Raw genomic sequence first — 21,469 nt, 5'->3', positions numbered from 1 at the left:
ACGAGGGGCCGCCCTCACCGAGTCCACGGTTGTATGAACAACCGCCGAAATTCAGACCAGACCCGTTACGTTTTCGTGATCTTCGGCGCGGGGGCGCGGGCTCGGCCCGTACGGGGATCGACCGGACGGGAGTCGGCCCGGAGGACGCTCGCTCGGTAGGCTTGCGCGGTGAACCGCCCCATCCCCCGGCCCGGCCCCGAACCCGCCCGCGCCGGCGTTCCCGAGCACGGCCGGGTGCCCAAGTACTACCTGGTCAAGGCCCGCCTGGAGGAGCTGATCGCCGAGCTGGGCCCGGGCGGGCGGCTGCCCACCGAGGCCGACCTGGCGCAGCGTCACGGCGTCGCCCGGGCCACCGTGCGCCAGGCGCTGCGCGAGCTGCTGCTGGAGGGCCGGCTGCGCCGCCTGGGCCGGGGCACGGTGGTGGCCGGGCCGAAGATCGAGCAGCCGCTGTCGCTGAGCAGCTACACCGAGGGCCTCTCGCGCCAGGGCCTGCGCCCCGGCCGCACCCTGATCGCCCTGGAGCGGCTGCCCGCCGACGCGTCGACGGCCCGGCTGCTGGAGGTCGCCGAGGGCGAGCCGCTGTGGCACCTGGAGCGGGTGCTGCGCGCGGACGAGGAGCGCGTCGGGCTGGAGTCCACGTACGTGGCGGTCGCCCGGGTGCCCGCGCTGGAGCGGGACTTCGACCCCGAGGGGTCCTTCTACGGCTACCTGCGCGAGCACGGGGTGCGCCTGGGCGCGGCCGACGAGCGGATCGAGACGGTGCTGGCCACCCCGCGCGAGGCGTTGCTGATCGGCACCCCGCCGGCGCTGCCGATGCTGCTGCTGCACCGCCGCAGCCTGGACGCGGCGGGGCGTCCGCTGGAGCAGGTGCGCACCCTCTACCGCGGCGACCGGTTCAGCTTCACCCTCGCCCTCGGTGCCCCGGACGCCGGCCGGCCGTAGCAGTCCGGGGCCCCCGTCTTCCGCGGGTCCCCCGCCGAGCGGCGCTGCCGGAGTGAACCCGGTGGGGGCCCGGCCGCGTGGAGAGGTCCGTAGGGCAACTGCAGAGCGGCCTTACGTCCACTCAGCCACCTGGCAACCAAGGGAGACCCAAATGATGAAGATCCTGTTCTCCATCCGTGACGCGTCCTTCGCCAAGAAGAGCCTGAAGGCCAGCGCCTGGTACATCTGGTACTAAGCCGGCCGATCGGTACCTCCGGTACCTGAACAGCTGATCCGCCCCCGCCTCCGCCCGCTCGCGGCCTCCGCCGGGAGACCGGGCCGGGGCGGGGGCGGAGACCGGCCCCGGCAATGTCTCGGAGACCTCACATGGCACTCTCACCCGCCTCCGCCCGTGCGCGGAACACCGTGCTCTCCCCCCGGCTCGAGGCCCTGCTCAGGGACCATCTGGGCAAGGACGCCGTCCGGCTCGAACCCGACACGATCGGGGTCGCCGGGCCCGCGCTCACCGACCGGATCCTCGCCGCGCGGCGCGCCACCGAGATCGAACGGCCCACGTTCAAACCGCTGCACGGACGTTCCATCAGCCGCACCGAGGCGTCCTCGGTGACGCGGACGATCGGCAGCGACGTGCGCGAGGCGCTGAAGGCCCCGCTGCCGCGGAACATCGACCTGTCCGGTCCGTGGCCGCTCACCGGGCACCTCTTCCTGCGCGACCTCATCCTCGGCCGGGACCCGCGCCGGCTGCGGATCCTGATGAGCCGCAACCTCGAACTGACGCCGCTGCTCACCTGGTTGGTGATCTCGGTCGGCGCCGCACTGCCCGGCGGGCCCAAGCCCGGCGACGACCTCACCGCACTCGGGAAGCTGGCCGCGAAGGCGCCCGGCTACCAGGACCGCCGGTACGCGATGGGCATGTACCGCCGAGCCGCCGCACCCGTCTGCTTCACCATCTCCACCCTGGTCGCGAACGCGCTCTGGCTCGGCGCGCCGTTCGACGACAGCACGCCGAACCGCAACATCATCCTCGAGTCACTGCGCCTGCTGCCGCCGTCGTGGAACATCCTGCGCCGCGCATCGCCCGAGTACCCCGCGCTCGACCCGCGGATCGGCGCGGGCGACGACGTCCTCGTGCTGCCGCTGCTCTCCCATCGCGACCCGGCGCTGTGGGAGGCCCCGGAGGAGTTCCGCCCGGAGCGCTGGGACCACCTCGACCCGGACGCCACTCCCGGCTACCTGCCGTTCGGGCACTCCTCCGAACGCTGCTGGGGCCGGCACATGGTGATGCCGCTCGCCGAACTGCTGCTGGACCGGATCCGGGAGGCCGGCCTGGTCGTCGACCCCGGGCAGCGCACCGCCAAGGTGCCGCTGCTCGGCCTGCTCGGCGTCAGCGAGGTCCGCGTCCTGAAGGCACGCGATGCCCGCTGACCACCCGCGCACCGACCTTCGGGGCGCCGAACGCGGGGCCGCCGGGACGGAGTTCGCCGACGGCCGGTTCTACGCCGACCCGCACTCCGCGTACCGCCGCTGGCGCACCGAGGGCGGCGTCCGCAAGGTCCGGTTCGGCGGCGCGGCCGGGCTCGAAGGCTGGGTCGTCACGGGCCACGCCGAGTGCCGGGCCGCCCTCGCCGACCCCCGGCTGAGCAAGAAGGCCGTCACCGAGGCGTTCGCCCGGCACGTCGGGAACTCCGAGGGCGGCCCGGGCCGCGACCTGATGACGCACATGCTCAACTCCGACCCCCCGGAGCACTCCCGGCTTCGCAAGCTGGTCCGGCAGGCGTACACCGGGCGGCGGGTGGCGGCCCTGCGGCCGATGGTCGAGCGCCACGTCGGCGCACTGCTGGACCGGCTGGACGGGCTCGAATCGGCCGAGCTGATCGCCGAGTTCGCACTGCCGCTGCCCCTCGCGGTGGTCTTCGAGCTGTTCGGCGCGCCGCAGGCCGAACGGGAGAACCTCCAGGTCCGGGGCCACGCGGTCGAGGCCGGCCCGCAGGACGGCGGCGGGGCGGACGGCGAGGTCTCGGTGGAGACCGCCGAGGGCATGGCGCACTACCTGCGCGCCCTGGTCGACCACAAGCGCACCCACCCGGGCGACGACCTGATCTCCGACCTGCTCGCCGCCCAGGCGGAGGGCGACCGGCTGACCGGGGCCGAGATCACCTCGATGGCGTTCCTGCTCGCGATCGCCGGCCACCAGACCACCGTCAACCTGATCGCCAACGGCGTCCACGCCCTGCTCGGCCACCCCGAGCAACTCGCGGCGCTGCGCGCGGATCCGCGGCTCCTTCCCGGCGCGATCGAGGAAGTCCTGCGCTACGAGAGCCCGTTCGGCATCGCGTCGCTCCGCCGCACGACCGAGCCGGTGACCATCGCCGGCACCACGATCCCGGCCGGCGAGTTCGTCCAGATCGCGCTGCTCGCCGCCAACCGCGACCCGGCCGTCTTCACCGACCCCGACCGCTTCGACATCACCCGCCCGGACGCCACCCGCCACCTCGCGTTCGGCCACGGCATCCACCACTGCCTCGGCGCACAACTGGGCCGGCTCCAGGCCGAGGTCGCCTTCAGCGAACTGCTGCGCCGCTTCCCGGCCCTGCGCCTGGCCGAACCGGCCGCGGCCGCGCGGTGGCAGGAGAACCCGCGGCACCGGGGACTGCTCAGCCTGCGGGTGCTGCTGCGCTGACGACCGGAGTGCGGGCCTCGACGCAATGCCAACGGGGACGGCGTCGAGGTCGCCGTCGGCTCCGACGGGCGCGACGGACGGTGCCGGATCACCCGGGGAAACCGCCCACCGACTCCCCGGGCCCGGCGGCTGTCAGCAGGTGCCGACGCGGCCGTTGTACGAGGACCAGACCGGCGTCCAGGGGCTGCTGCCGTCGTGCGGCCGGTAGACGACGACGTTGGCGTCGTTCTGCAGGCGCACCTAGTTCATGTGGTCCCAGCCGCGCGGGTTGCGCGCGCAGCTCCAGTCGTCGGCGGCCGAGGCACTGGTGGCCGTCATCAGCCCGGTGACCGAGGCCAGCGCCAGCGCGGCGCCGACCAGGGACAGGGCGCGCCCGACCGTCCGGTTCTTCCTCATCGTTCCCCTCTTTCCGCTGCGGCGCGCTCTGGGCCGGCCGCGGCACGGTGTCGTCGACGGCCGTACGGGCCCGGGGCCCGCCCACCGTCCGGGATGGGAGCGGGACCACCAGGTCCCCGCGTTCATGCCAACGGGGGCCGGGCGGCGGGCGGTTCACCGGGGGTGCCGCGGCGGGCGGCCGCAGCCCGGGGCCGGGCGCGGCGCACCCGGTCTGACCTTGTAGGTTTCGGTGTCACCGGCTGCGAGGAGCCGGTGACAACCGGTGGGGAAGGGGAGCCCGGCCGGGCGGGAAGGGGACGGACCCCGGAAGGGAAGGACGGACGGTGGCCACGAGCCCGGAGAGCGCGTTCCGCAGCGAGGGCGTGCCCGAGAAGGAACGGTTCGACTGCTGGCGGGAGTTGGTCAGCCGCACCCGGGACAGCGAGGTGACCAGCGTCCACCGCGACGACTTCCGGGCGGAGATGCGGCGCCTGGAGCTCGGGCCGGTGACCCTCCTGCGGACCTCCTTCCCGCCGACCCGCTTCCAGCGCACCGCCCGCCGGGTACGGCGCTCGGACCGGGGGGTGTTCCACCTGACCCTGCTGCTCGACGGCAGCTTCGCCCTGACCCGCGACACCGGGGGCACCGAGACCTTCGGGCCGGGCAACCTGCACATGCTCGACAGCTCCCACCCGTTCGACCTGCGGGCCTTCGACACCCGCGGCCGGGCCCCCGCGGAGCGCCGGATCGAGGCCGTCGGCGTGGACTTCCCCGCCGCCCTGCTGCCGCTGCCGCCGCACCGGGTGCGCGAGCTGCTGGGCCGCGGCTTCTCCTCCCGGGAGGGCACCTGCGCGCTGCTCTCGGAGTTCCTCGTCGGCCTCGACCGGCAGGCGGCCCTCCTGGGCCCCGTCGAGACGCCCCGGCTGGGCGGGGTCGTGGTCGACCTGGTGTCCGCCTGGCTCGCCCGGGAACTGGACGCCGAGGCCGCCGTGCCCGACGACACCCGGCAGCGGGCCCTGGTCGAGAACGTCCGGGCCTTCATCGGACGCCACCTGCACGACCCCGAGCTGACGCCCGCCGTGATCGCGGCCGCCCACCACATCTCCGTCAGCTACCTGCACCGCCTGTTCACCCGGCAGTCCGACGGCGAGACCGTCGCCGCCTTCGTCCGCCGCCGGCGGCTGGAGCGGGCCCACCGCGACCTCGCCGACCCCGCGCTGCGCGCCCTGCCCGTGCACGCCGTCGCCACCCGCTGCGGGCTGCCCCGCGCCGCCGAGTTCAGCCGCGCCTTCCGGACCGCGTACGGCCTCTCGCCCCGCGAGCACCGCCGCCGGGCCCTGGCCGGGGCCGGGCAGCCGTAGGGGCCGTCACGGGCGGGCGCGGAACCCCCACGCCGCGGGCACCCGGCCAGCACGCCGTCCGCACGGGCGGGCGGGAAAGCCGGAGCAGTCCACCCGGTGCCAACAACTGTCCACCCGGTGCCAACACGGCGGGGGCGCCGCCCTGACATGCTCCTCCTGGGAACACCGCGCGGCGGAACGCCGAGTTCCGTTTCCAGGCCGGCGGTCCGGCACGCCACGGGGGAGCGTGCCGGGCCGCCGGCTCCGCGCGGGCCGCCGCAACCGACGTGGCCTGCCGGGTCGGGCCGGCCGGGTCAGCGGGCGGACTCGTGGGCGAAGACGCTCTGGCCGACCGCGTCCTGCAGGGGCTTCGGGTCAGGATCGGTGTGATGCATACCGACGTACGGTAGTGATCTTGGTCGCGCCGCTCGACGACGGTCCGATCACAGTGTCGTCACGGCCTCGGGGGCGTCGACGGCCGCTGCTCGTTCGCGTCCTCCCTGACCCAGGCGCCGGCGCCGAGGCGGCCCGTGGTGCCGAGGTCGAGTTCCGGGGCGACCGTCACGGGGGCCGCGTCGGGGGTGGCGCGTACCCGGACGTAGGGGGCGTTGAGCGGTTCGGGGCCGAGTTCGGTGGTATTGCGCCACACCAGGGTGGAGCGGGCGCCCTCCCCCGGGCGCAGGGCGAACTTCTGGGGCGGGGCGTCGGCGCCGGTGCCGGTGGCGATCTCGGCGCCGCCGCGCAGGACGCGCACCCCGTCCAGGGGTTTGCGGTCGAGGTCGAGCGGCTGCACCTGGGGGTAGCCGTCGAGGGTGACGGTGGCGGTGCCGCAGTTGCGCAGGTGCAGGCCGACCACCCGCAGGCCCATCGCGGCGTCGCCCTCGTCGGCGTACAGCCGCAGGCCGGAGGGCGGGCAGGTGCCGGCGGCGCCGGGTGCCTCGGCGGTGGGGACGCTGCGGACCCGGAGGATCTCCGCCTTGGTCGCGCGGGGGCCGGGCCGCGGGGTGGGCCGGCCCGGGAGGGCGGGTTCGCTCGGGAGGGCGGGTTCGCCGAGCCGGCCCGGTGTCCCGTTCAGGTCGATCCGCCCCTTCTCGGTGGCGCCGGGGGCCAGCGCGGTGACGGTCCGGGAGAGGTTGTCCAGCGCGGCCCCCTCGGCCGAGCGGAGGCTGAACACCACGGTGACGTCGTGCGGTTCGCCGTTCGGGTTGGTCACCTCGTACTCGGCGCAGGCCGGGCCGACGGAGGTGATCCGCACTCCGCCCTGGGCGCGCCCGGTCGGCTCCGCCCCGGCGCCCGTCGGACGCGGCGTCGGGGTGCCGCAGGCCCCGGGGGTGCCGGAGGCCTCCGGGGCGCCGCCGCCGGAGCCGGTGGTCACCGTGGTGCCGCAGCCCGTGAGCAGCAGGGCGGCGGTCGCGGCGGCCAGGGCGGGCGCGGCGGCGTGACGGCCCGTCAGCGGGCGGCGGGGTGTGTCGGACTGGCGCATCGGTCGAGTCGATCATGCCCGCCGTCGGACGGCTGTGAGCTGCGTCACTTCGTGCGCAACAGGCCTGCCACGATCCGCGGGGCGGCGTTCCCCGCGGGGCGTCCCCGCCGAGCGGTGTTCGACCGCCGCGGCGGAAGCGTGGGTTGATTCGTGCCGTTCCACAACTTTGGACACGAAAGCACGACTTGGCAACGTTATGTCCCATCCTCTGGCAGAGCTGACGGGGCGTCGTCACTCTCGGTGGTAGCTCTTCTCCCGCACCGCTACCACCTGGAGCCAGAGTGCGCACCACCCCCTTCCCCCGCCCCCGCCGCGCGGCCCTGGCCGTGGCGGTCGTCGCCGCCCTCGCCGCCCTCACGATCCCCACCACCGCGGCCTCCGCCTCCCCCGCCCCCGGCCCGCGGGACACCGCGATCGCCCGGGCCGTCGTCAACGTCACCGACCACGCCGAGGTGTTCGGCTTCGGTCCGAGCCAGGACCTCCTGCCCACCGACGTCGTCCTCGACGCCGACGGCGCCTCGCACGTGCGCTTCGACCGCACCTACCAGGGCCTGCCGGTGGTCGGCGGCGACCTGGTCGTCCACCAGGACGCCAGGGGCGGGTTCAACGGCTCCAGCCGGGCGGCCGCCCACGACCCGTCCGTGAAGTCCACCGTCCCCGCGGTGCCCGCCCAGGCCGGCGCCGCGCACGCGCTCGCCGCCTCCCCCGGCGTCCAGGGCGCCGTCAGCACCCCCGAACTGGTCGTCTGGGCCGCCGACGGCACGCCCCGCCTGGCCTGGCGCACCACCGTCCGGGGCAGCGGCGACCACGGCCAGCCCGCCGGACGGGTCGTCGTCACCGACGCCGTCACCGACGAGCCGATCGAGGCCTACGACGCCGACCCCCAGGCGACCGGCACCGGGAACTCCGAGTACACCGGCAAGATCAGCATCGACACCACCCCGATCACCGGCGGCTACACCCTCACCGACCCGGTCCGCGGCCACGTCACCAAGGACGCGAACAACGTCGCCTACGGCTCCCTCACGGCGAGCTCCGGCACCAGGTTCACCAGCACCACCAACGTCTGGGGCGACGGGAGGAAGTTCTCCACCGACCGCTCCACCGCCGCCGTCGACGCCCACGCCAACACCGCCTGGACGTACGACTACTACAAGAACGTCCACGGCCGCAACGGCATCCGGAACGACGGTGCGGCCGCCACCGTCTTCGTCCACGTCGGCACCCGGTGGGACAACGCCGTGTGGTCCAACACCTGCTTCTGCATGATGACCGGCGACGGCAACGGCACCACCGACCCGGAGCAGGTCGACCTCGACACCATGGGCCACGAGATGACCCACGGCGTCACCGCCGCCACCGCCAACCTGCGCTACAGCGGCGAGTCCGGCGGCCTCAACGAGGCCACCAGCGACATCTTCGGCACCATGGTCGAGTGGTACGCCGACAACAGCATCGACACCCCCGACTACCTCTTCAGCGACCAGTCCACCCCGCCCTGGCTGCGCCGCTTCGACAAGCCCTCGCTGGACGGCCGCTCGGCGGACTGCTGGAGCAGCACGGTCGGCGGCCTCGACGTGCACCGCTCCTCGGGCGTCGGCAACCACTGGTTCTACCTCGCCAGCGAGGGCAGCGGCAGCAAGACCGTCAACGGCGTCGCCTACAACAGCCCCACCTGTAACGGCTCCACCGTGACGGGCGTCGGCAACCAGAAGGTCGCCAGGATCTGGTACCGCGCGCTGACCGTCTACATGACCTCCACCACCACCTACAAGGACGCCCGCACCGCCTCCCTGAACGCGGCCCGCGACCTGTACGGCACCGGCAGCACCGAGTACAACGCGGTCGCCGCGGCCTGGTCCGCCGTCAGCGTCGGCTAGCCACCGCCGGGTGGTCGCCGCCGCCGTCCAGGAGCCGGCCAGGGACCGGTCCACACCCTGAACAGCTCCTGGACGCCGGCCGGGTGACCGACCATCATCATCTGCGACAGCAGCCCGCCCCGCCACGAGAGAAGACCGAGATGCCCGCGATACCCAGGAAGCCCCGGCTCAAGGCCGGGATCGTCGCCGCCCTCACCACCGCGGCGGGAGTGCTGGGCGTCGCCGCCGCGCCCGGCGCCCAGGCGGCGGGCAACTGCGTCCACTACGGGCAGGCGGGGTACGCGCAGGTGTTCACCGACTACAACTACTCCGGCGACTGCTGGGAGTTCCCGATCGGGACCTGGACGGTCTTCCCCGTCCTGGTCAACCACAAGGTCTCCTCGCTGAGGAGCTGGTCCGCCCACTCCGGCCAGGTCGTGCACCTGTCCGGCGACGGCCTGACCTTCGACGCGGGCGCCGGCGAGTGGTGGCCGAACCTGCCCGGCTGGTTCAACGACCGGGCGAACGCCGGCTACTGACCCCCGGCGGCGACGGCGGCGGGAGCCCCCGGAGTGGGAAGTCGGCGGGTCCGACTTCCCACTCCGGGGGCTCACCACACCGGGGGCTCACCACACCGGGGGCTCCGCACGCTCGGCGGCCGGCGGCCGGGCGGCGGTCCACGAGGTGAGGAAGCGCAGGGCGTCGTGGGAGGGGCTGCCGGTTTCGGCGGTCAGGACCATGAGGCGCTGCCCGGAGCCGTCCGGGCTGGCCCAGGTGTCGCAGTCGAGGGTGAGGTCCCCCACCAGGTGGTGGCGGTAGTGCTTGGTGCCGTGGCCGGCGCTGTTGACCCGGTGCTCGGCCCACCAGGTGCGGAAGTCGGCGTCCTGGAGGGACAGGTCGCCGACGAGTCGGGCCAGGGCGGGGTCGTCGGGGTCGGCCGCGGCTTCCATGCGCAGCGCGGCGACGGCCTGCCGGGCGTCGTGGGACCAGTCGCGGTGCAGCCGCCGGACCACCGGGTCGGTGAACAGCAGCCTCAGGTAGTTGCGCCGGTGGGCCGCGACGACGGCGAAGTCGGTGTAGAGGGCCGTGGCGGCGGGGTTCCAGGCCAGGACGTCCAGGCGTTGGCCGAGGACGAGCGCGGGCGTGCCGGTGAGCTGGTCGAGCAGGCGCCCCATGGCCGGGCGCGGGCGCTGGACGGGCCGGCGGGGACGCGGGCGGGCGTCGGTGCGGCCGGCGAGCTCGTAGAGGTACCTCTGCTGGTCGTCGTCCAGGCGCAGGGCGCGGGCCAGCGTGCCGAGCACGGGTGCGGACGCCCGGACCCGGCCCTGTTCCAGTCGTGTGTAGTAGTCCACGCTGATGGCGGCGAGCCCGGCGGCCTCCTCGCGGCGCAGCCCGGCGACCCTGCGGGGCGTGCCCGTCTCGGGGAGGCCGCACTCCCGCGGGGTCAGCTGGGCCCGGCGGGCCTTGAGGAAGGCGCCCAGCGCCCGGGGGTCGGAGTCCGAGGTCATGGCGTCCAGTGTCGTCGTGCCGGGAGGGTGGCGGCAGGGGTCCGAGGGGGGCAGGTTCTTTCCCGGGCACGGATCCGGCTCTGCCGCGCGGGCGGCGGGTGACGGACCGTGGAGGCGTGCCCGGCAGGGCGGGGCCCCGGGCCTCGTGCGGGTACGTCACGCCCCCCGCCACCGTCTCGTTGGAGAGTTCCCCATGCCCCGGACCACCGTCCGTTTCGACAGCGCCGGCCTCAGCCTCGCCGGCCACCTCTACACCCCGTCGGCGCCGGCGCCGGGCCCGCGGCCGGCGCTCGTGGTCGGCCACCCCGGCACCGGCGTCAAGGAGCAGGCGTCGGGCACCTACGCGCGGCGGATGGCCGAGCGCGGCTTCGTCGCCCTCGCCTTCGACGCTGCCTTCCAGGGCGAGTCGGGCGGTCTGCCGCGGGGGCTGGAGGACCCAGCCCAGCGGGTGGAGGACTTCAAGGCCGCGGTCTCCTACCTCACGGCCCTCGACGAGGTCGACGCCGAGCGGATCGGCCTGCTGGGCATCTGCGCCTCGGGCGCCTACGCGCTGGCCGCGACCGGCGCGGACCCGCGGGTCAGGGCCGTGGCCGCGGTGTCCACCGCCGAGCCCGCCCGCCAGTTCCGCCTCGGCGCCGACGGCGCCCAGGACCCGGCCGTCTTCCGGGCGCTGTTGGAGGCGGCCGCGGCGGCCCGCAGCGCCGCCGCGCGCGGCGAGGACCCCGGGGCGTTGAGCGTGTTCCCGGAGACCGCCGAGCAGGCCCTCGCGCTCGGCGGCCGGCACGGCGCCGACGGCTTCGCGTACTACTGCACCCCGCGCGGGCGGCACGAACGCTCCGCGAAGACCCTCGCGTGGGAGAGCGTCGACCGGATGGCCCTGCACGACGCCTTCCTCGCCGTCCCGCTGATCGGCCCCCGCCCGATCCTCCAGATCATCGGCGAGCACGCCGTCACCGCCTGGATGGCCGTCGAGGCCCACCAGCGCGCCACGGGCCCCAAGGAGCTCCACCGCATCGAGGGCGCCGGCCACGTCGACCTCTACGACCGCGAGCAGTACGTCGCCCCCGCCGTCGACAAGCTCGCCGCGTTCTTCACCGCCCACCTCACCACCGGCTGACCGCGGGTGTGCTTCCCCCGGCGTCGTGGGTGGGCGGGCCGGCGGGGCCCGTCGGGGCTTCCCGTGCGGTGGTGGTGAGGGGCCCGGCGCCGCGAGGCGGGCTCGCGGCGCCGGGCGGTCACAGTGGCTGGGCGCAGTCGTCCAACCAGGCGTGCCAGCCGTGCGGGGTGACGGTGAGTCCGAGGCGCTCGACGCCGGGCGCGCCCGCCTCGTGCCACCAGGTGAGGGCCTGCTCGAAGTCCTCCCACAGGCGGCGGGCGCCGTACTGGCGGACCTGGTGCGCGTCCTCGCCCTCGCGGAAGGTCACGGCGGCCCAGGCCGGGGCGGTCAGGGAGTAGAGCCACAGGGTTCGGGCCCCGTCGTCGTGCGGCTGGACCGCGTGGACGACGTCGCGCAGGCGCAGGCCGACGGCGAACGGGAACGGGTCGAACCTGCCGTGCGACGGCAGGACGGCGGCGGTGGCGCTCTCGGTGACCGTGCCGCCCGCAGCCGGGTTCCGCGGCCACCGCAGGCGCTGGGAGCGCATCTTCATGAACTCCACCGGCCGTAGGAACGGGCCGGACGCGGTGCCGTCGCCGTGGACGGTGAGGCGCGCCAGGGCGTCGGCGTTGGAGTAGTGGGTGCCGAACGGCGCCAGGATCAGGCCGCCGGGGCGGGTCTGCTCGACCCATGCCCGTGGGACGGCGCGCAGCCCGTAGGTGACGGTGACCCGGTCGTACGGCGCCCCGTTCCTCCAGCCGAGGGCGCCGTCCCCGCAGACGACCCGCGGCCGGTGGCCGGACCGCTCCAGCGCGGTCCGGGCCCGGGCACAGAGCTGTGGGTCGATCTCGATCGTGGTCACGTTCGCGTCGCCGAGCCGGTGGGCGAGCAGGGCGGCGTTCCAGCCGGTGCCGGTGCCCTGTTCCAGCACCCGCATCCCCGGCTCGGCCTGGAGGTCGTCCAGCATGGAGGCGACCAGCGAGGGCATCGAGGCGGAACTGGTCGGGACCGTGCCGGGTTCGACGCCCCGGTGTGCGCCGTCGTCCCACTGGGTGACGATCGGGATGTCCGCGGCGGCCGCCGCCCGCCAGCCGGCCTCGTCCGCGGTCCGGTCGACGGGGCGGCTGGTGCCGGTGGCCATGTCGTGCGCCCAGACCAGGTCCGGCAGGAACAGCTCGCGTGGGACGGCGTCGAAGGCCGGCGCCCAGGCGTCGGCGACGGGGAAGGACCGCCCCGGCGCGGGGCGGCCCTGCTGCTCGGGTGCGAGCGTCACTTGCGGTGTTCCCCGTCGCCGGGCGGCGTGGTGCCGTCAGGGGACGGCGGGTCGGACGGCGGCGTCCACGGGGTTCCGGGGTGCTTGTCCCCCTCGCCGCCACCTGTTCCTCCGCCGCCGTGGCCTCCGTCGATGTCCATGCCGACCTCCTCGTCGTCGCCGTGCTGCCGCCCTCCCGCCACAGTCGGGGCGGGAGGATGCGGTGAGTACGTGACAGACCGTAGGGACGTCGGCGCAACGCGTTCAACGAACTTGCGCCTTCTTGCGGTTCATCACTCGAAGGAGGCACGGGCGGCGGCAGTCAGCGCCCTGGCCTCCGCCCCGTACACGGCCATGTCGGACAGGCCCCCGAAGGCCCGGATGTAGTCCGTGATCTCCCGGGGCTGAAGCACGTTGACCTTCGCCGTCAGGGTCTCCACCACCACCCGTCGGTCGTCGAACACGTAGAAGGCCTCAAGGGGCCAGACGGCGCGCGGGCAGCCGGCCGGGATGATCCCGATGGAGACGGACGGCAGCGACATCAGGGTGAGCAGGTGGCCGAGCTGGGCGGCCATGTCCTCCGCACTGCCGATCCTGGTGCGCAACACCCATTCCTCGATCAGCACCGCGAACCGCCGTGCCCCGGTGTACATGAGCCGCGCCCGCGCCAGACGCGCCGGTACGGCTGCCGCCACGTCGTTCGGCGTGCCCTGGAAGTCCGTGATGGACTGCAGGAGCGCCGTCGCGTACCCGGCGGTCTGGAAGAGGCCGGGGAGCACGTTCGACACGTAGATCCGGAAGAGCCTCGTGCGCTCGTAGTCGCCGATGACCCTCTCTTGGGCGAGCCTCATGCCGGAGCCGTTCCGGCGCCTCCACTCCTGGTACATCGAGTCGGCGGCGCGCGATGCCGCGATCAGGTCGGGGATCCGGTCGTCGGCCCCGCAGGCGGTGCACCAGGCTCTTATGTCGCCCTCCGAGGGAGCGGCCGTGCCGGACTGGATGCGAGAGGTCTTGGCCGGGTGCCAACCGCACAGGACGGAGAGCTCACCACCGTTGAGCCCGGCGTCCTTGCGGATCTCGACCAACTGGTCGGCGACGGCCTTCCGCGCTGCGACGACACTGGACGAAGGCGACGATGACATGTGCTGCCCACCCGGTGGTTCGGAACCGACTCAGACCTCGAAGTCCTCGTGGGGTACTGCCCGTTCCCACACAGCCTCGAAAGCCTTCGTACACAGTTCCACAACGGCCGGCTCCTCCGTCATCACGTTCCGGGGATCCGCCCACTCGCCGTCACCGGTGAACAGGTTGAACCGCACGATCTGGCTGTCGAACATCCAGAAGTCGGCTCCCGGCAACGCGAGGTCCAGTGCCCGGCTTCGGGGCAGCCATCGGATCTCCTCGCCGGCCGCGATGTTGGTGAACGTGTGGGAGTGCTCGTAGCGGATGTACTCGGACACCGGCTCCGACACGATCCGGGCGCGCCGGATGGTCACCCCACGGGCGACGGTCTCCACCACGAAGTCGTGGAACGGATGCCACCACTCGGCCCGGTTCTCCACGGAGTACCGGTGCCCGGCCTTCCACGCGGCGAACTGGTCGGCCTCGTCGGTGACGCTGTACTGATCACGCATCTCCAGATGCACGGCCGACTTCTTCGTCTCCCGGAGGAGGGTCCTGAAGTCCGGCACGTTCGATGGCATCGCAGGCCCTCCTGATGAAGGGGATCATTCGCTCGGGGATGCTGATCACGGACTCGTGGGCAGGTACACCGACCTTGTGGCCGGCAACCCACTCGGTCTCGCTGACCTCCGCGAACTCGACCCCGGTGACGGTGTCGCTCTGGATCACGAGCCGACGCCGAGCAACGTCCGCCCAGACGGTGGGCGAGCCTTCCTCGTTGGTCTCAGGGTCGATTCCGAAGAACTCTAGGCCCATGGCTGCCTCTCCTGTCACTCGGCATGCGCCTTCCGGCGCTCGGAGTTGACGCGGCCACCAGCATCCGGTGTCCGCTGCCGTCTTGTCCGGCGTTTCCCGGCGAACCGCCCTTCCGGTGCGCCGCCGGGCTCGAAGCGGCGCCGCGGCCCCCGGCGCGTGGGCGGCGGGGGCCGGCGGGTGGTGGGTCAGGCGTCCTCGTCGGGCGGGGTCGTGCGGAGGGCGGTGACGACGCCCAGGGCGACGGTCGCGAAGGCGAGGGCGAGGAGGACGGCGAAGGCCGTCCCGATCAGGAACCGCACGGGAGTTCGCGTTCGGCGTCGAGGAGCAGGACGAGGAGGTTGAGCAGGGTCGAGGCCGGCGCGGTGCCGAAGCGGACGAGGACGCGGCCGTCGATGGTCCTGTCGGTGGAGGCCGACGGGAAGACCAGCCCGAACTTCCGTCCGCGTTCCTGGACTTCGGCGAGGAGGGTGCGGATGTGGTCCTCGGTGTAGTGCCGGATCCGGGGGTCGGTCGGCAGCATCGGGTGGCGGCGGGACATCACGCGGCACCGTCCAGCTCGAACCAGACGGATTTGGCGCGCTCGTGGGAGTCGACGCCCCAGCGGTGGGTGAGGGCCTCGACCAGCTGGAGGCCCCGGCCGGACTCGGCCAGCAGGGACAGCGGTGGGGTGACGGGGAGGATCGGGCTCTGGTCCGTGACCGAGACGCGGAGGTTGCCGTTGGTGGAGATGACCTGGACGAGCGGGGCGGGGGTGTCCCCGTGGCGCCAGGCGTTGACGAGCAGCTCGCACAGGGCGAGCTGCGCGTCGGAGATGGCGGAGGGGGACCAGCCGACGCGGGTCATGGTGGTGCGGAGGGTCTGCCGCGCGATGGCGATGGTGGGGGTGTTGATGTGACGCATGGGAGTTCTCCCGAGGCGTGAGTGGGGAGGAACCGGCGGAGCATGGGTCGCCGTGAGCAAGGCCGGTGGAGATGGACGTGGCTGCTCTGCGGTGTCTGCCGACAGGCATTGCTGACGCTCCGTCGGATCGGCGTGATACCGACCATAGCGCAGGCGGTCTCAAATTTGAGCCGACTCTGGAGGAGGTTCCCCCGATCGTGGCATCCCACCGTCCCGGCCTGCGGCAGACTGGTCATCATGGCGCTACGACCGAACCCCACCCTTCGCCAACGGCGGATCGGGACCGAGCTGCGGAGGATGCGGGAGCAGGCCGGCCTCGGCGGCAGTCAACTCGCACGCGAACTCGGTATCCAGCCCGCACAGATCACACAGATGGAGAGTGGGAAGGGCGGAATCAGCGCGGAGCGACTGCGGACCATCGCGTCTGTATGCATGTGTGACAACCGGCCCTTGGTCGACGCGCTGGCCGCCATGACCTTGGAGCGTGGAAAGGGCTGGTGGGAGGAGTATCGAGGGATCCTGTCCACTGACTTTCTGGAGATCGCCGAGCTTGAGGCGAACGCTCACAGCATCTCGACCTGGGCCACGACATACCTTCCCGGGCTACAGCAGACCGAGGCCTATGCGGCAGCAGTGTTCTCCCGCTTCGCTCCCTTCATCCCCAGCCACGACCTCGACGCGAGGACCGCCTTCCGCATGCGGCGAAAGGGCACTGTCCGCGAGAACGGGGTTCCCTACTTCTCGTTCATCCATGAAGCGGCGCTGCGAATGCAGTTCGGAGGGCCCCGAGTGCTCGCCGACCAGCTCGATCACCTCATCGATGACTCGCTGACCGGCCGAGTCTCAGTACGCGTAGTACCGTTCGACCTCGACACGTTCCCAGGCTGCGGCGAGAACATCATGTTCGTCGAAGGACCAGTGCCTGAGCTCGCCACACTCCAGATGGATACTGTGGCTGGCTGCATGTTCTTCGACGCCCAGGCGGGCTTGAGCCGCCACCGGAGCGTCTTCGAGCATCTGAACTCCGCAGCCCTCTCCGAGGCCGAGTCGCGGGAATTCATTCGATCCATCGGGGATGAAATGCGAGGCAAGTATGCGTGACTCCAAGTGGCAGAAGTCCAGCTACAGCGGGGCTTCTAGTGAATGCGTGGAGGTGCGCACGGTCACCGGGGCGGTCGAACTCCGCGAGTCCGACGAAGGCGACACCATCCTCCGCACCACCCCCACCGCCCTCGCCGCCCTTCTCTCCGGCGTCAAATCCGGCGAGTTCGACCACCACGCCTGACAGTTCCCCTCCGCTCCCCTCGCCCTGCCTGGGCGAGGGGCGCAAGGCTAGAAGCGGAAGACAGCGATGCCTGAGTCCAACTGGCAGAAGTCCAGCTACAGCGCCGCAATCAACGAGTGCGTGGAGGTGCGCACGGTCGCCGGAGCGGTCGAACTCCGCGAGTCCGACGAGGCCCACCTCATCCTCCGCACCACCCCCACCGCCCTCGCCGCCCTTCTCTCCGGCGTCAAATCCGGCGAGTTCGACCACCACGCCTGACCGCGCCGGTCAGGCCCCGCCCACCCCCGCGTACTCCAGCGGCGGGGCGATCGCCTGGGCGTCCACGCCCTCGCCCACCCACAGGCCGATCAGGAACGCCGCCGTCGCCTCCAGCAGGCCCGCCCGGTCGAGTCCTCCCCCGTTGACCGGTTCGCAGCCCAGGTCGCGCACGAGGCTGCGCACCGTGTCGAGGGCCGCCTCGTCGTCGCCGCAGAGCGGCACCGCGAGGGGGCGGCCGCCGAAGACCGGCGGGGTCAGGCCCCACACACTCTCGTGGCAGAGGTTGAACCCCTTGACCACGGACGCGCCGGGCGCGGCGGCCGCGATGCGCTCGGCCGCCGAGGGGCCGCCGCCGGTCTCCAGGACGAAGCCGGGCGCCACCGGGTTGGTGCAGTCGATCAGCGTGCGGCCCCGTACGGCGCCGCCCAGGGCCGCCACCACGCCGGTCGCCGCCGCGTACGGCACGGCCAGCAGCACGGCGTCCCGGCCGTGCCGGGCCGCGTCCTCCAGGGTCCCCGCCCGGGCGCCGATCCGCTCCGCCAGCGCGGCGGCGCGGCCGGTGTCGCGCCCGCCCACCAGGACGTCGTGCCCGGCCAGCGCCCAGCGGGTGCCCAGCGCCCGTGCCATGGTGCCCGTGCCGGCGATTCCGATCCTCATCAGTCCAGCCTCCTGTGGTGGCGTGCGTCGAATTCGGGACGACACTAGGAGGTCGCTCGGGCACCATCTGGTAAGTGACCACTGATCAGGGCTTCCTCGCCGACTGCCGTGCCCGGCTCGCCTTCGACCTGCTCGCCAACACCTGGAACGCGGTGGTGGTGTGGGCGCTGCGGGAGGCGCCCGCGCGTCCGGGTGAGCTGCGCGGGCGGATCGGCGGGATCAGCCCCAAGGTGCTGACGGAGACGCTGCGCCGGCTGCAGTCCGACGGGTTGGTGGAGCGCCGTGCGTACGCCGGGTCGCCGCCGCGCGTGGAGTACTCCCTCACCGGGCTGGGGCGGACGCTGCTGGAGCCGATCGGGGCGTTCGGCGCCTGGGCCTTCGAGCACGGCGAGGACGTGATGGCGGCCCGAGAGCGGGCGGCGGACGTCGATCGGGCGGCGGGCGCCGCTCCGCCGAACCTCCGGTAGCCGATCCTCCGGGACCGCCGGATCCCCCGGGACCGCCGGGACCGCCGGGGCGGGCTCAGCGTGCGGCCCTCCCGTACGTCTCGGCGAGCCGCTCCCAGATGACGTCCGCGGGAGAGCGCGGCAAGGCGTACCCGTTCGTCACGACGACGAGCGTCACTCCGCGCTCGAGATCCGTCGCGCCCTGCGCGGTGAACCCGGGGTAGCCTCCGCGGTGGCCCTGCCAGATCCGGTCTCCCACGACGGCGCGGTCCGTGCCCATCCCGTAGCTGCCGCCCGCTGCGGCCGACTGCGGTGAGGGCGTGATCATCGCGTCGACGGTCTTCGGCGACAGGAGCCTGCCGCGGACGAAGAGCGCGTCCAGGAACTGGGCGGCACCGCGGGCGGTGCCGGCGAACAGCCCGTCGGTGAACGGCATGCCGTACAGGTCGGTGGGAATGCCCGTGGCGCCGTAGGCGGTGAAGACGTCGGTCAGCGATCCGTCGTCCCGCTGGAGGTAGCCGTGCGCGAACCGGCGCAGCGCGCGCTCGGACCGCTGCAGGGTGATCTGGTCCTCCGTCATCGGCTTGACGTCGCCCGCGCGCCCCAGGAAGCGCCGGACGGCGCGCTCGAGCGCCTCGTCACCGCCCGCCGTCCTGCTCAGCACCCGGCCGAGCACGAGGTAGCCGGTGTTGGAGTACTCCTCGCGCGCACCGGGCTCGACCGGTTCGCGGATGCCCGCGTTGAGCATGGCGAACGACCACGGCCGGTCGGGGTCGTACCGGTCCTCGGCTCCCGGGGACGCGAACGGGAGGAGCGGCGCCACAGCGGGGTCGGCGTACACGTTCGGGTAGCCGCTGGTGTGCGTCAGCAGCATGCGCACCGTGACGGCGTGCGAACCCGCGACCTCCTCCCCCAGGTACGTGCTGATCGGCGTGTCGAGGTCGAGCACGCCGGCTTCCACCTGGTGGAGGGCGAACGCGGCGATGACCTGCTTGCCGAAGCTGGCGTAGTAGAACAGCGTCCTGTCGGTGACGGGCGTTCGGGACTCCAGGTTCGCCGTGCCCCGGTTCGACGACCAGACCACGCGGCCGTCCTTCATCAGCACCGCCTGGACTCCCGGGTCGCCGACATCGGCGGAGGCGCGCTCGAGGGCCTGGTCCAGCTCCCGTGCGAGACCCTTCTGTCGGCTGCCGGGGGCGGGGCGGTCGTCGCCGGCGTGGGCGGCCTGCGCCGGAGCCGCCACCGCCACGCCGAGGGCGAGTGCGGCGGTCACCGTCACCACCATCGCCCTCCTGAGCCGGCGCGTTCCCCCCGTTGCGAACCGTCGCCGGTGACGGCTTCCTGCCGGGGGCGGGGAGTGGCGCGGGTCTTCGCCGTTCCTTGTCCCCGACGTGTTCACCGACATGTTCACCGAGGCGTTCCTGGTCACCGATGCGTTCCTTTCGCTCGGGCGGTCCGACCGGCCGGGAGGAGCCCCGGGCGCCGCGCGGCGGTGCCCGGGGCCCTACGGCCGGTCAGACGGTGAGGGTTTCCGTGGAGGTGGTGGCGGCCTCCAGGGCGTCGGGGTCGGGCACGATGCCGATCCCCGGGCCGGTGGGGACGGTCAGGCGGCCGTCGTGGAGGACGAAGGGGTCGGTGATGTCGCGGGTGTAGTAGCGGGCCGAGGCCGAGATGTCGCCGGGCAGGGTGAAGCCCGGGAGCGCGGCCAGCGCCAGGTTGGCCGCCCGTCCCAGCCCGGTCTCCAGCATGCCGCCGCACCACACCGGTACGCCGTTGGCCAGGCACAGGTCGTGGATCCGGCGGGCTTCCAGGTACCCGCCGACCCGGCCGGGCTTGATGTTCACGATCGAGCAGGCCTCCTGCCGGATGGCGGTGGCCGCGTCCCGGGCCGAGGTGATCGACTCGTCCAGGCAGATCGGGGTGTCCATGCGGGCCGCCAGCCGGGTGTGCGACAGCAGGTCGTCCGGGGCGAACGGCTGCTCGATCAGCGTCAGCCCGTAGGCGTCGAGCCGGCGCAGGTGGGGCTGGTCCGCCGGACCGTAGGCGGTGTTGGCGTCCACCTGCAGGGCGAGGTCCGGGCCGAACGTCTCCCGGACCGCTCGCAGCGGCTCGATGTCCCAGCCCGGTTCGATCTTCAGCTTGATCCGGGCGTAGCCCGCGCGCAGGTAGCCGTCGACGGCGCTGACCAGCTCGTCGACGGTGTCCGTGATGCCGACCGACACGCCGACCGCGAGCTCGGTGCGCGTCGCCCCGAAGTACTGGGCGAGGCTGATGCCGGCGGTGCGCAGTTCGGCGTCCAGTACCGCCATCTCGACGGCCGTCTTGGCCATCGGGTTCCCTCTGACCGGCCGGAGCAGCTCGGGCACCAGCGCCGCGGTCAGCTCGGGGGCCCGGGACAACCGGGGCAGCAGGAACTCGCGGACCACCTGCCGGGCTCCGGCCAGGTACTCGGCGCTGTACGTCGGGTCGTCGTCGGCCACGCACTCGCCCCAGCCGACGGCTCCGTCGGCCGTGGTCACCTTGACCAGCAGCGAGTTCCGGTGTTCCTGGGTTCCCAGTGAGGTCCGGAACGGCGCGACCAGGGGCAGGGCCACCTCGCGCAACTCGACCTGGCGCAGCTTCATTCCGATGTTTCCTTCCGTCGCAGGACGTACCAGCCGGACCGGTCGAAGCCGTCGATCCGGTAACCGTTCTCCAGGGCGCCGCCGAGCGCCTGGCGCATCGCGGACCGCCAGCGCCGGGCGGCGGCCGGGTCGGTTCGCCGCAGGGACTCCGCGTCCGCCGGGGTGGCGCACCGCAGGACGTCGCCGGTCGCGGCGCGCGGTAGGGGCTCGCCGTCGCCGTCCGTTTCGAGCACGGGGTGCGCCGCGGCCAGGTCCGGCAGCGGCGGCGGTGCGTGCGGCGTCCCGTGCACCGGCCAGCTGACGAACAGCCGGTCGGAGTCGTCGCCGTCGTTGATGCCGTCGGCCAACGGCCCGTAGAAGTCGGGCAGGTAGGCCTGCGCGACCGCCCCGAGCCGCTGCAGGTTGAAGTAGGCGTTGCGGCGGATCAGCGGGTCGTACGTCCACGAGATCGACGTCAGGCCCGCCTGGGCGGCCCACTGCCGCTGGTGCGACTTCATCGCCGCGCCGATCCCGCGGCCGTGCATTCCCGGCAGCACGCCGGCCACGTGCGAGTGCAGACTGTCCCCGATGGTGCGGAATCCGGCGGTCACCCCGACCATCGCCGTCCCGAGGTACGCCGCCGCGACGTAGCCGCCGGTGTGGGCGAGCGCGCACATCACGTCCAGGGCCAGCGGTGCCTCGGTGGTGTCCGGGGTGTTCCACACGGTGCGCAGCACCGTGTCGGCCTGCTGGAGTTCGGGGACGGTCCGAAGCAGCCGGATTCGGACGTCCGCCCGTTCCGCGTCGGCGGAAGGAAAATCGACCATGGGGCGAGTCTGCTGGGCGG

Annotated in this window: 26 protein-coding genes; 12 read left to right on the top strand and 14 right to left on the bottom strand. The window is 73.3% G+C overall.

Features of this window, described 5'->3' with window-relative positions; translation table 11 throughout:
• Positions 1 to 168: 168 nt before the first annotated feature.
• The 4 genes from ACZ5GH_RS36740 to ACZ5GH_RS36725 all read left to right on the top strand — a co-directional run bounded on the left by ACZ5GH_RS36740 (position 169) and on the right by ACZ5GH_RS36725 (position 3,622).
• Positions 169 to 942 (top strand): GntR family transcriptional regulator, encoded by a 774-nt coding sequence (locus tag ACZ5GH_RS36740; protein ID WP_464336555.1) that lies wholly within the window; start codon positions 169 to 171, stop codon positions 940 to 942.
• A gap of 151 nt (positions 943 to 1,093) precedes the next feature.
• Positions 1,094 to 1,177, top strand: coding sequence for a tryptorubin family RiPP precursor (locus ACZ5GH_RS36735; protein ID WP_387754915.1), 84 nt, complete (start codon positions 1,094 to 1,096; stop codon positions 1,175 to 1,177).
• A 131-nt stretch (positions 1,178 to 1,308) separates the two neighbouring features.
• Positions 1,309 to 2,367 (top strand): cytochrome P450, encoded by a 1,059-nt coding sequence (locus tag ACZ5GH_RS36730; RefSeq protein ID WP_464336554.1) that lies wholly within the window; start codon positions 1,309 to 1,311, stop codon positions 2,365 to 2,367.
• Positions 2,357 to 3,622 carry a cytochrome P450 family protein gene (locus ACZ5GH_RS36725; RefSeq protein ID WP_464336553.1) on the top strand — a complete coding sequence of 422 codons (1,266 nt, stop codon included), beginning with the start codon at positions 2,357 to 2,359 and terminating at the stop codon, positions 3,620 to 3,622. Before ACZ5GH_RS36730 ends, ACZ5GH_RS36725 begins: the two co-directional genes overlap by 11 nt.
• 240 nt (positions 3,623 to 3,862) lie before the next feature.
• Here the strand turns inward: ACZ5GH_RS36725 and ACZ5GH_RS36720 are convergent, their stop codons facing one another.
• On the bottom strand, positions 3,863 to 4,018 hold the full coding sequence (locus tag ACZ5GH_RS36720) for a hypothetical protein (protein WP_387754516.1): 156 nt from the start codon (positions 4,016 to 4,018) through the stop codon (positions 3,863 to 3,865).
• Positions 4,019 to 4,341: 323 nt separating this feature from the next.
• Between ACZ5GH_RS36720 and ACZ5GH_RS36715 the strand changes: the two genes are divergently transcribed.
• A complete protein-coding gene (locus ACZ5GH_RS36715; RefSeq protein ID WP_464336552.1) occupies positions 4,342 to 5,358 on the top strand; it encodes an AraC-like ligand-binding domain-containing protein in 1,017 nt (338 codons plus the stop codon).
• Between the two features lie 433 nt (positions 5,359 to 5,791).
• Here the strand turns inward: ACZ5GH_RS36715 and ACZ5GH_RS36710 are convergent, their stop codons facing one another.
• Entirely contained in the window at positions 5,792 to 6,820 is a 1,029-nt protein-coding gene (locus ACZ5GH_RS36710; protein ID WP_464336551.1) for a DUF4232 domain-containing protein, read from the bottom strand.
• Positions 6,821 to 7,101: 281 nt separating this feature from the next.
• Here ACZ5GH_RS36710 and ACZ5GH_RS36705 point away from each other — a divergent pair, with 281 nt between their 5' ends.
• Together ACZ5GH_RS36705 and ACZ5GH_RS36700 are read left to right on the top strand one after the other, a co-directional pair.
• Positions 7,102 to 8,700 carry a M4 family metallopeptidase gene (locus ACZ5GH_RS36705; protein ID WP_464336550.1) on the top strand — a complete coding sequence of 533 codons (1,599 nt, stop codon included), beginning with the start codon at positions 7,102 to 7,104 and terminating at the stop codon, positions 8,698 to 8,700.
• A 140-nt stretch (positions 8,701 to 8,840) separates the two neighbouring features.
• Complete coding sequence (locus tag ACZ5GH_RS36700) at positions 8,841 to 9,218, top strand: hypothetical protein (RefSeq protein WP_464336549.1); 378 nt, start codon at positions 8,841 to 8,843, stop codon at positions 9,216 to 9,218.
• An 87-nt stretch (positions 9,219 to 9,305) separates the two neighbouring features.
• Here ACZ5GH_RS36700 and ACZ5GH_RS36695 read toward each other — a convergent pair whose 3' ends face one another.
• Positions 9,306 to 10,187: a helix-turn-helix domain-containing protein gene (locus ACZ5GH_RS36695; RefSeq protein WP_464336548.1), complete on the bottom strand. Its 882-nt coding sequence runs from the start codon at positions 10,185 to 10,187 to the stop codon at positions 9,306 to 9,308.
• 193 nt (positions 10,188 to 10,380) lie between these two features.
• On the opposite strand from ACZ5GH_RS36695, the gene ACZ5GH_RS36690 reads away from it, so the two are divergent.
• Complete coding sequence (locus ACZ5GH_RS36690) at positions 10,381 to 11,304, top strand: alpha/beta hydrolase (protein WP_464336547.1); 924 nt, start codon at positions 10,381 to 10,383, stop codon at positions 11,302 to 11,304.
• A 118-nt stretch (positions 11,305 to 11,422) separates the two neighbouring features.
• Here ACZ5GH_RS36690 and ACZ5GH_RS36685 read toward each other — a convergent pair whose 3' ends face one another.
• The 7 genes from ACZ5GH_RS36685 to ACZ5GH_RS36655 all read right to left on the bottom strand — a co-directional run bounded on the left by ACZ5GH_RS36685 (position 11,423) and on the right by ACZ5GH_RS36655 (position 15,373).
• Complete coding sequence (locus tag ACZ5GH_RS36685; RefSeq protein WP_464336546.1) at positions 11,423 to 12,556, bottom strand: methyltransferase domain-containing protein; 1,134 nt, start codon at positions 12,554 to 12,556, stop codon at positions 11,423 to 11,425.
• Entirely contained in the window at positions 12,553 to 12,696 is a 144-nt protein-coding gene (locus ACZ5GH_RS36680) for a hypothetical protein (protein ID WP_387754493.1), read from the bottom strand. Before ACZ5GH_RS36680 ends, ACZ5GH_RS36685 begins: the two co-directional genes overlap by 4 nt.
• 132 nt (positions 12,697 to 12,828) lie before the next feature.
• Positions 12,829 to 13,677, bottom strand: a complete 849-nt coding sequence (locus tag ACZ5GH_RS36675) for a helix-turn-helix domain-containing protein (protein ID WP_464336545.1) — start codon at positions 13,675 to 13,677, stop codon at positions 12,829 to 12,831.
• 30 nt (positions 13,678 to 13,707) lie between these two features.
• On the bottom strand, positions 13,708 to 14,238 hold the full coding sequence (locus ACZ5GH_RS36670; RefSeq protein ID WP_464336544.1) for a DUF6879 family protein: 531 nt from the start codon (positions 14,236 to 14,238) through the stop codon (positions 13,708 to 13,710).
• Positions 14,162 to 14,473 (bottom strand): hypothetical protein, encoded by a 312-nt coding sequence (locus ACZ5GH_RS36665; RefSeq protein WP_464336543.1) that lies wholly within the window; start codon positions 14,471 to 14,473, stop codon positions 14,162 to 14,164. The genes ACZ5GH_RS36670 and ACZ5GH_RS36665 overlap by 77 nt, the downstream gene beginning before the upstream one ends.
• A 286-nt stretch (positions 14,474 to 14,759) precedes the next feature.
• Complete coding sequence (locus tag ACZ5GH_RS36660) at positions 14,760 to 15,011, bottom strand: hypothetical protein (protein WP_464336542.1); 252 nt, start codon at positions 15,009 to 15,011, stop codon at positions 14,760 to 14,762.
• Positions 15,011 to 15,373, bottom strand: a complete 363-nt coding sequence (locus ACZ5GH_RS36655; protein ID WP_464336541.1) for an ATP-binding protein — start codon at positions 15,371 to 15,373, stop codon at positions 15,011 to 15,013. Before ACZ5GH_RS36655 ends, ACZ5GH_RS36660 begins: the two co-directional genes overlap by 1 nt.
• Before the next feature lie 237 nt (positions 15,374 to 15,610).
• Here ACZ5GH_RS36655 and ACZ5GH_RS36650 point away from each other — a divergent pair, with 237 nt between their 5' ends.
• The 3 genes from ACZ5GH_RS36650 (at position 15,611) to ACZ5GH_RS36640 (ending at position 16,916) form a co-directional block, all read left to right on the top strand.
• Positions 15,611 to 16,474 carry a helix-turn-helix domain-containing protein gene (locus tag ACZ5GH_RS36650; RefSeq protein ID WP_464336540.1) on the top strand — a complete coding sequence of 288 codons (864 nt, stop codon included), beginning with the start codon at positions 15,611 to 15,613 and terminating at the stop codon, positions 16,472 to 16,474.
• Positions 16,449 to 16,658 carry a DUF397 domain-containing protein gene (locus ACZ5GH_RS36645; protein WP_464336539.1) on the top strand — a complete coding sequence of 70 codons (210 nt, stop codon included), beginning with the start codon at positions 16,449 to 16,451 and terminating at the stop codon, positions 16,656 to 16,658. The genes ACZ5GH_RS36650 and ACZ5GH_RS36645 overlap by 26 nt, the downstream gene beginning before the upstream one ends.
• Before the next feature lie 66 nt (positions 16,659 to 16,724).
• Positions 16,725 to 16,916 (top strand): DUF397 domain-containing protein, encoded by a 192-nt coding sequence (locus ACZ5GH_RS36640; RefSeq protein ID WP_464336538.1) that lies wholly within the window; start codon positions 16,725 to 16,727, stop codon positions 16,914 to 16,916.
• 9 nt (positions 16,917 to 16,925) lie between these two features.
• On the opposite strand, the gene ACZ5GH_RS36635 is transcribed toward ACZ5GH_RS36640, so the two are convergent.
• Positions 16,926 to 17,573: an NADPH-dependent F420 reductase gene (locus tag ACZ5GH_RS36635; RefSeq protein WP_387754468.1), complete on the bottom strand. Its 648-nt coding sequence runs from the start codon at positions 17,571 to 17,573 to the stop codon at positions 16,926 to 16,928.
• 74 nt (positions 17,574 to 17,647) lie between these two features.
• Here ACZ5GH_RS36635 and ACZ5GH_RS36630 point away from each other — a divergent pair, with 74 nt between their 5' ends.
• The gene (locus ACZ5GH_RS36630; protein ID WP_464336537.1) at positions 17,648 to 18,040 is read left to right on the top strand and encodes a winged helix-turn-helix transcriptional regulator; all 393 of its coding nucleotides are present in this window, start codon (positions 17,648 to 17,650) and stop codon (positions 18,038 to 18,040) included.
• Between the two features lie 55 nt (positions 18,041 to 18,095).
• Here the strand turns inward: ACZ5GH_RS36630 and ACZ5GH_RS36625 are convergent, their stop codons facing one another.
• The 3 genes from ACZ5GH_RS36625 to ACZ5GH_RS36615 all read right to left on the bottom strand — a co-directional run bounded on the left by ACZ5GH_RS36625 (position 18,096) and on the right by ACZ5GH_RS36615 (position 21,449).
• Positions 18,096 to 19,304, bottom strand: a complete 1,209-nt coding sequence (locus tag ACZ5GH_RS36625) for a serine hydrolase domain-containing protein (protein WP_464336536.1) — start codon at positions 19,302 to 19,304, stop codon at positions 18,096 to 18,098.
• Between the two features lie 229 nt (positions 19,305 to 19,533).
• Positions 19,534 to 20,643: an o-succinylbenzoate synthase gene (gene menC, locus ACZ5GH_RS36620; protein ID WP_387754462.1), complete on the bottom strand. Its 1,110-nt coding sequence runs from the start codon at positions 20,641 to 20,643 to the stop codon at positions 19,534 to 19,536.
• Complete coding sequence (locus ACZ5GH_RS36615; RefSeq protein WP_464336535.1) at positions 20,640 to 21,449, bottom strand: GNAT family N-acetyltransferase; 810 nt, start codon at positions 21,447 to 21,449, stop codon at positions 20,640 to 20,642. The genes menC and ACZ5GH_RS36615 overlap by 4 nt, the downstream gene beginning before the upstream one ends.
• Positions 21,450 to 21,469 lie beyond the last annotated feature (20 nt).

This window comes from Kitasatospora sp. Xyl93, from assembly GCF_055383135.1.
The sequence above is the reverse complement of the archived record's forward strand: the minus strand, read 5'-3'. Positions and strand labels throughout refer to the sequence as shown.

Excerpts from the sequence above, each read along its gene's own strand:
- ACZ5GH_RS36735 (WP_387754915.1), top strand. The coding sequence starts at position 1,094 with ATGATGAAGATCCTGTTCTCCATCCGTGACGCGTCCTTCGCCAAGAAG.
- ACZ5GH_RS36730 (WP_464336554.1), top strand. The coding sequence starts at position 1,309 with ATGGCACTCTCACCCGCCTCCGCCCGTGCGCGGAACACCGTGCTCTCC.
- ACZ5GH_RS36725 (WP_464336553.1), top strand. The coding sequence starts at position 2,357 with ATGCCCGCTGACCACCCGCGCACCGACCTTCGGGGCGCCGAACGCGGG.
- ACZ5GH_RS36720 (WP_387754516.1), bottom strand. The coding sequence starts at position 4,018 with ATGAGGAAGAACCGGACGGTCGGGCGCGCCCTGTCCCTGGTCGGCGCC.
- ACZ5GH_RS36710 (WP_464336551.1), bottom strand. The coding sequence starts at position 6,820 with ATGCGCCAGTCCGACACACCCCGCCGCCCGCTGACGGGCCGTCACGCC.
- ACZ5GH_RS36700 (WP_464336549.1), top strand. The coding sequence starts at position 8,841 with ATGCCCGCGATACCCAGGAAGCCCCGGCTCAAGGCCGGGATCGTCGCC.
- ACZ5GH_RS36695 (WP_464336548.1), bottom strand. The coding sequence starts at position 10,187 with ATGACCTCGGACTCCGACCCCCGGGCGCTGGGCGCCTTCCTCAAGGCC.
- ACZ5GH_RS36690 (WP_464336547.1), top strand. The coding sequence starts at position 10,381 with ATGCCCCGGACCACCGTCCGTTTCGACAGCGCCGGCCTCAGCCTCGCC.
- ACZ5GH_RS36680 (WP_387754493.1), bottom strand. The coding sequence starts at position 12,696 with ATGGACATCGACGGAGGCCACGGCGGCGGAGGAACAGGTGGCGGCGAG.
- ACZ5GH_RS36675 (WP_464336545.1), bottom strand. The coding sequence starts at position 13,677 with ATGTCATCGTCGCCTTCGTCCAGTGTCGTCGCAGCGCGGAAGGCCGTC.
- ACZ5GH_RS36670 (WP_464336544.1), bottom strand. The coding sequence starts at position 14,238 with ATGCCATCGAACGTGCCGGACTTCAGGACCCTCCTCCGGGAGACGAAG.
- ACZ5GH_RS36665 (WP_464336543.1), bottom strand. The coding sequence starts at position 14,473 with ATGGGCCTAGAGTTCTTCGGAATCGACCCTGAGACCAACGAGGAAGGC.
- ACZ5GH_RS36660 (WP_464336542.1), bottom strand. The coding sequence starts at position 15,011 with ATGTCCCGCCGCCACCCGATGCTGCCGACCGACCCCCGGATCCGGCAC.
- ACZ5GH_RS36655 (WP_464336541.1), bottom strand. The coding sequence starts at position 15,373 with ATGCGTCACATCAACACCCCCACCATCGCCATCGCGCGGCAGACCCTC.
- ACZ5GH_RS36650 (WP_464336540.1), top strand. The coding sequence starts at position 15,611 with ATGGCGCTACGACCGAACCCCACCCTTCGCCAACGGCGGATCGGGACC.
- ACZ5GH_RS36645 (WP_464336539.1), top strand. The coding sequence starts at position 16,449 with ATGAAATGCGAGGCAAGTATGCGTGACTCCAAGTGGCAGAAGTCCAGC.
- ACZ5GH_RS36640 (WP_464336538.1), top strand. The coding sequence starts at position 16,725 with ATGCCTGAGTCCAACTGGCAGAAGTCCAGCTACAGCGCCGCAATCAAC.
- ACZ5GH_RS36635 (WP_387754468.1), bottom strand. The coding sequence starts at position 17,573 with ATGAGGATCGGAATCGCCGGCACGGGCACCATGGCACGGGCGCTGGGC.
- ACZ5GH_RS36625 (WP_464336536.1), bottom strand. The coding sequence starts at position 19,304 with ATGGTGGTGACGGTGACCGCCGCACTCGCCCTCGGCGTGGCGGTGGCG.
- menC (WP_387754462.1), bottom strand. The coding sequence starts at position 20,643 with ATGAAGCTGCGCCAGGTCGAGTTGCGCGAGGTGGCCCTGCCCCTGGTC.
- ACZ5GH_RS36615 (WP_464336535.1), bottom strand. The coding sequence starts at position 21,449 with ATGGTCGATTTTCCTTCCGCCGACGCGGAACGGGCGGACGTCCGAATC.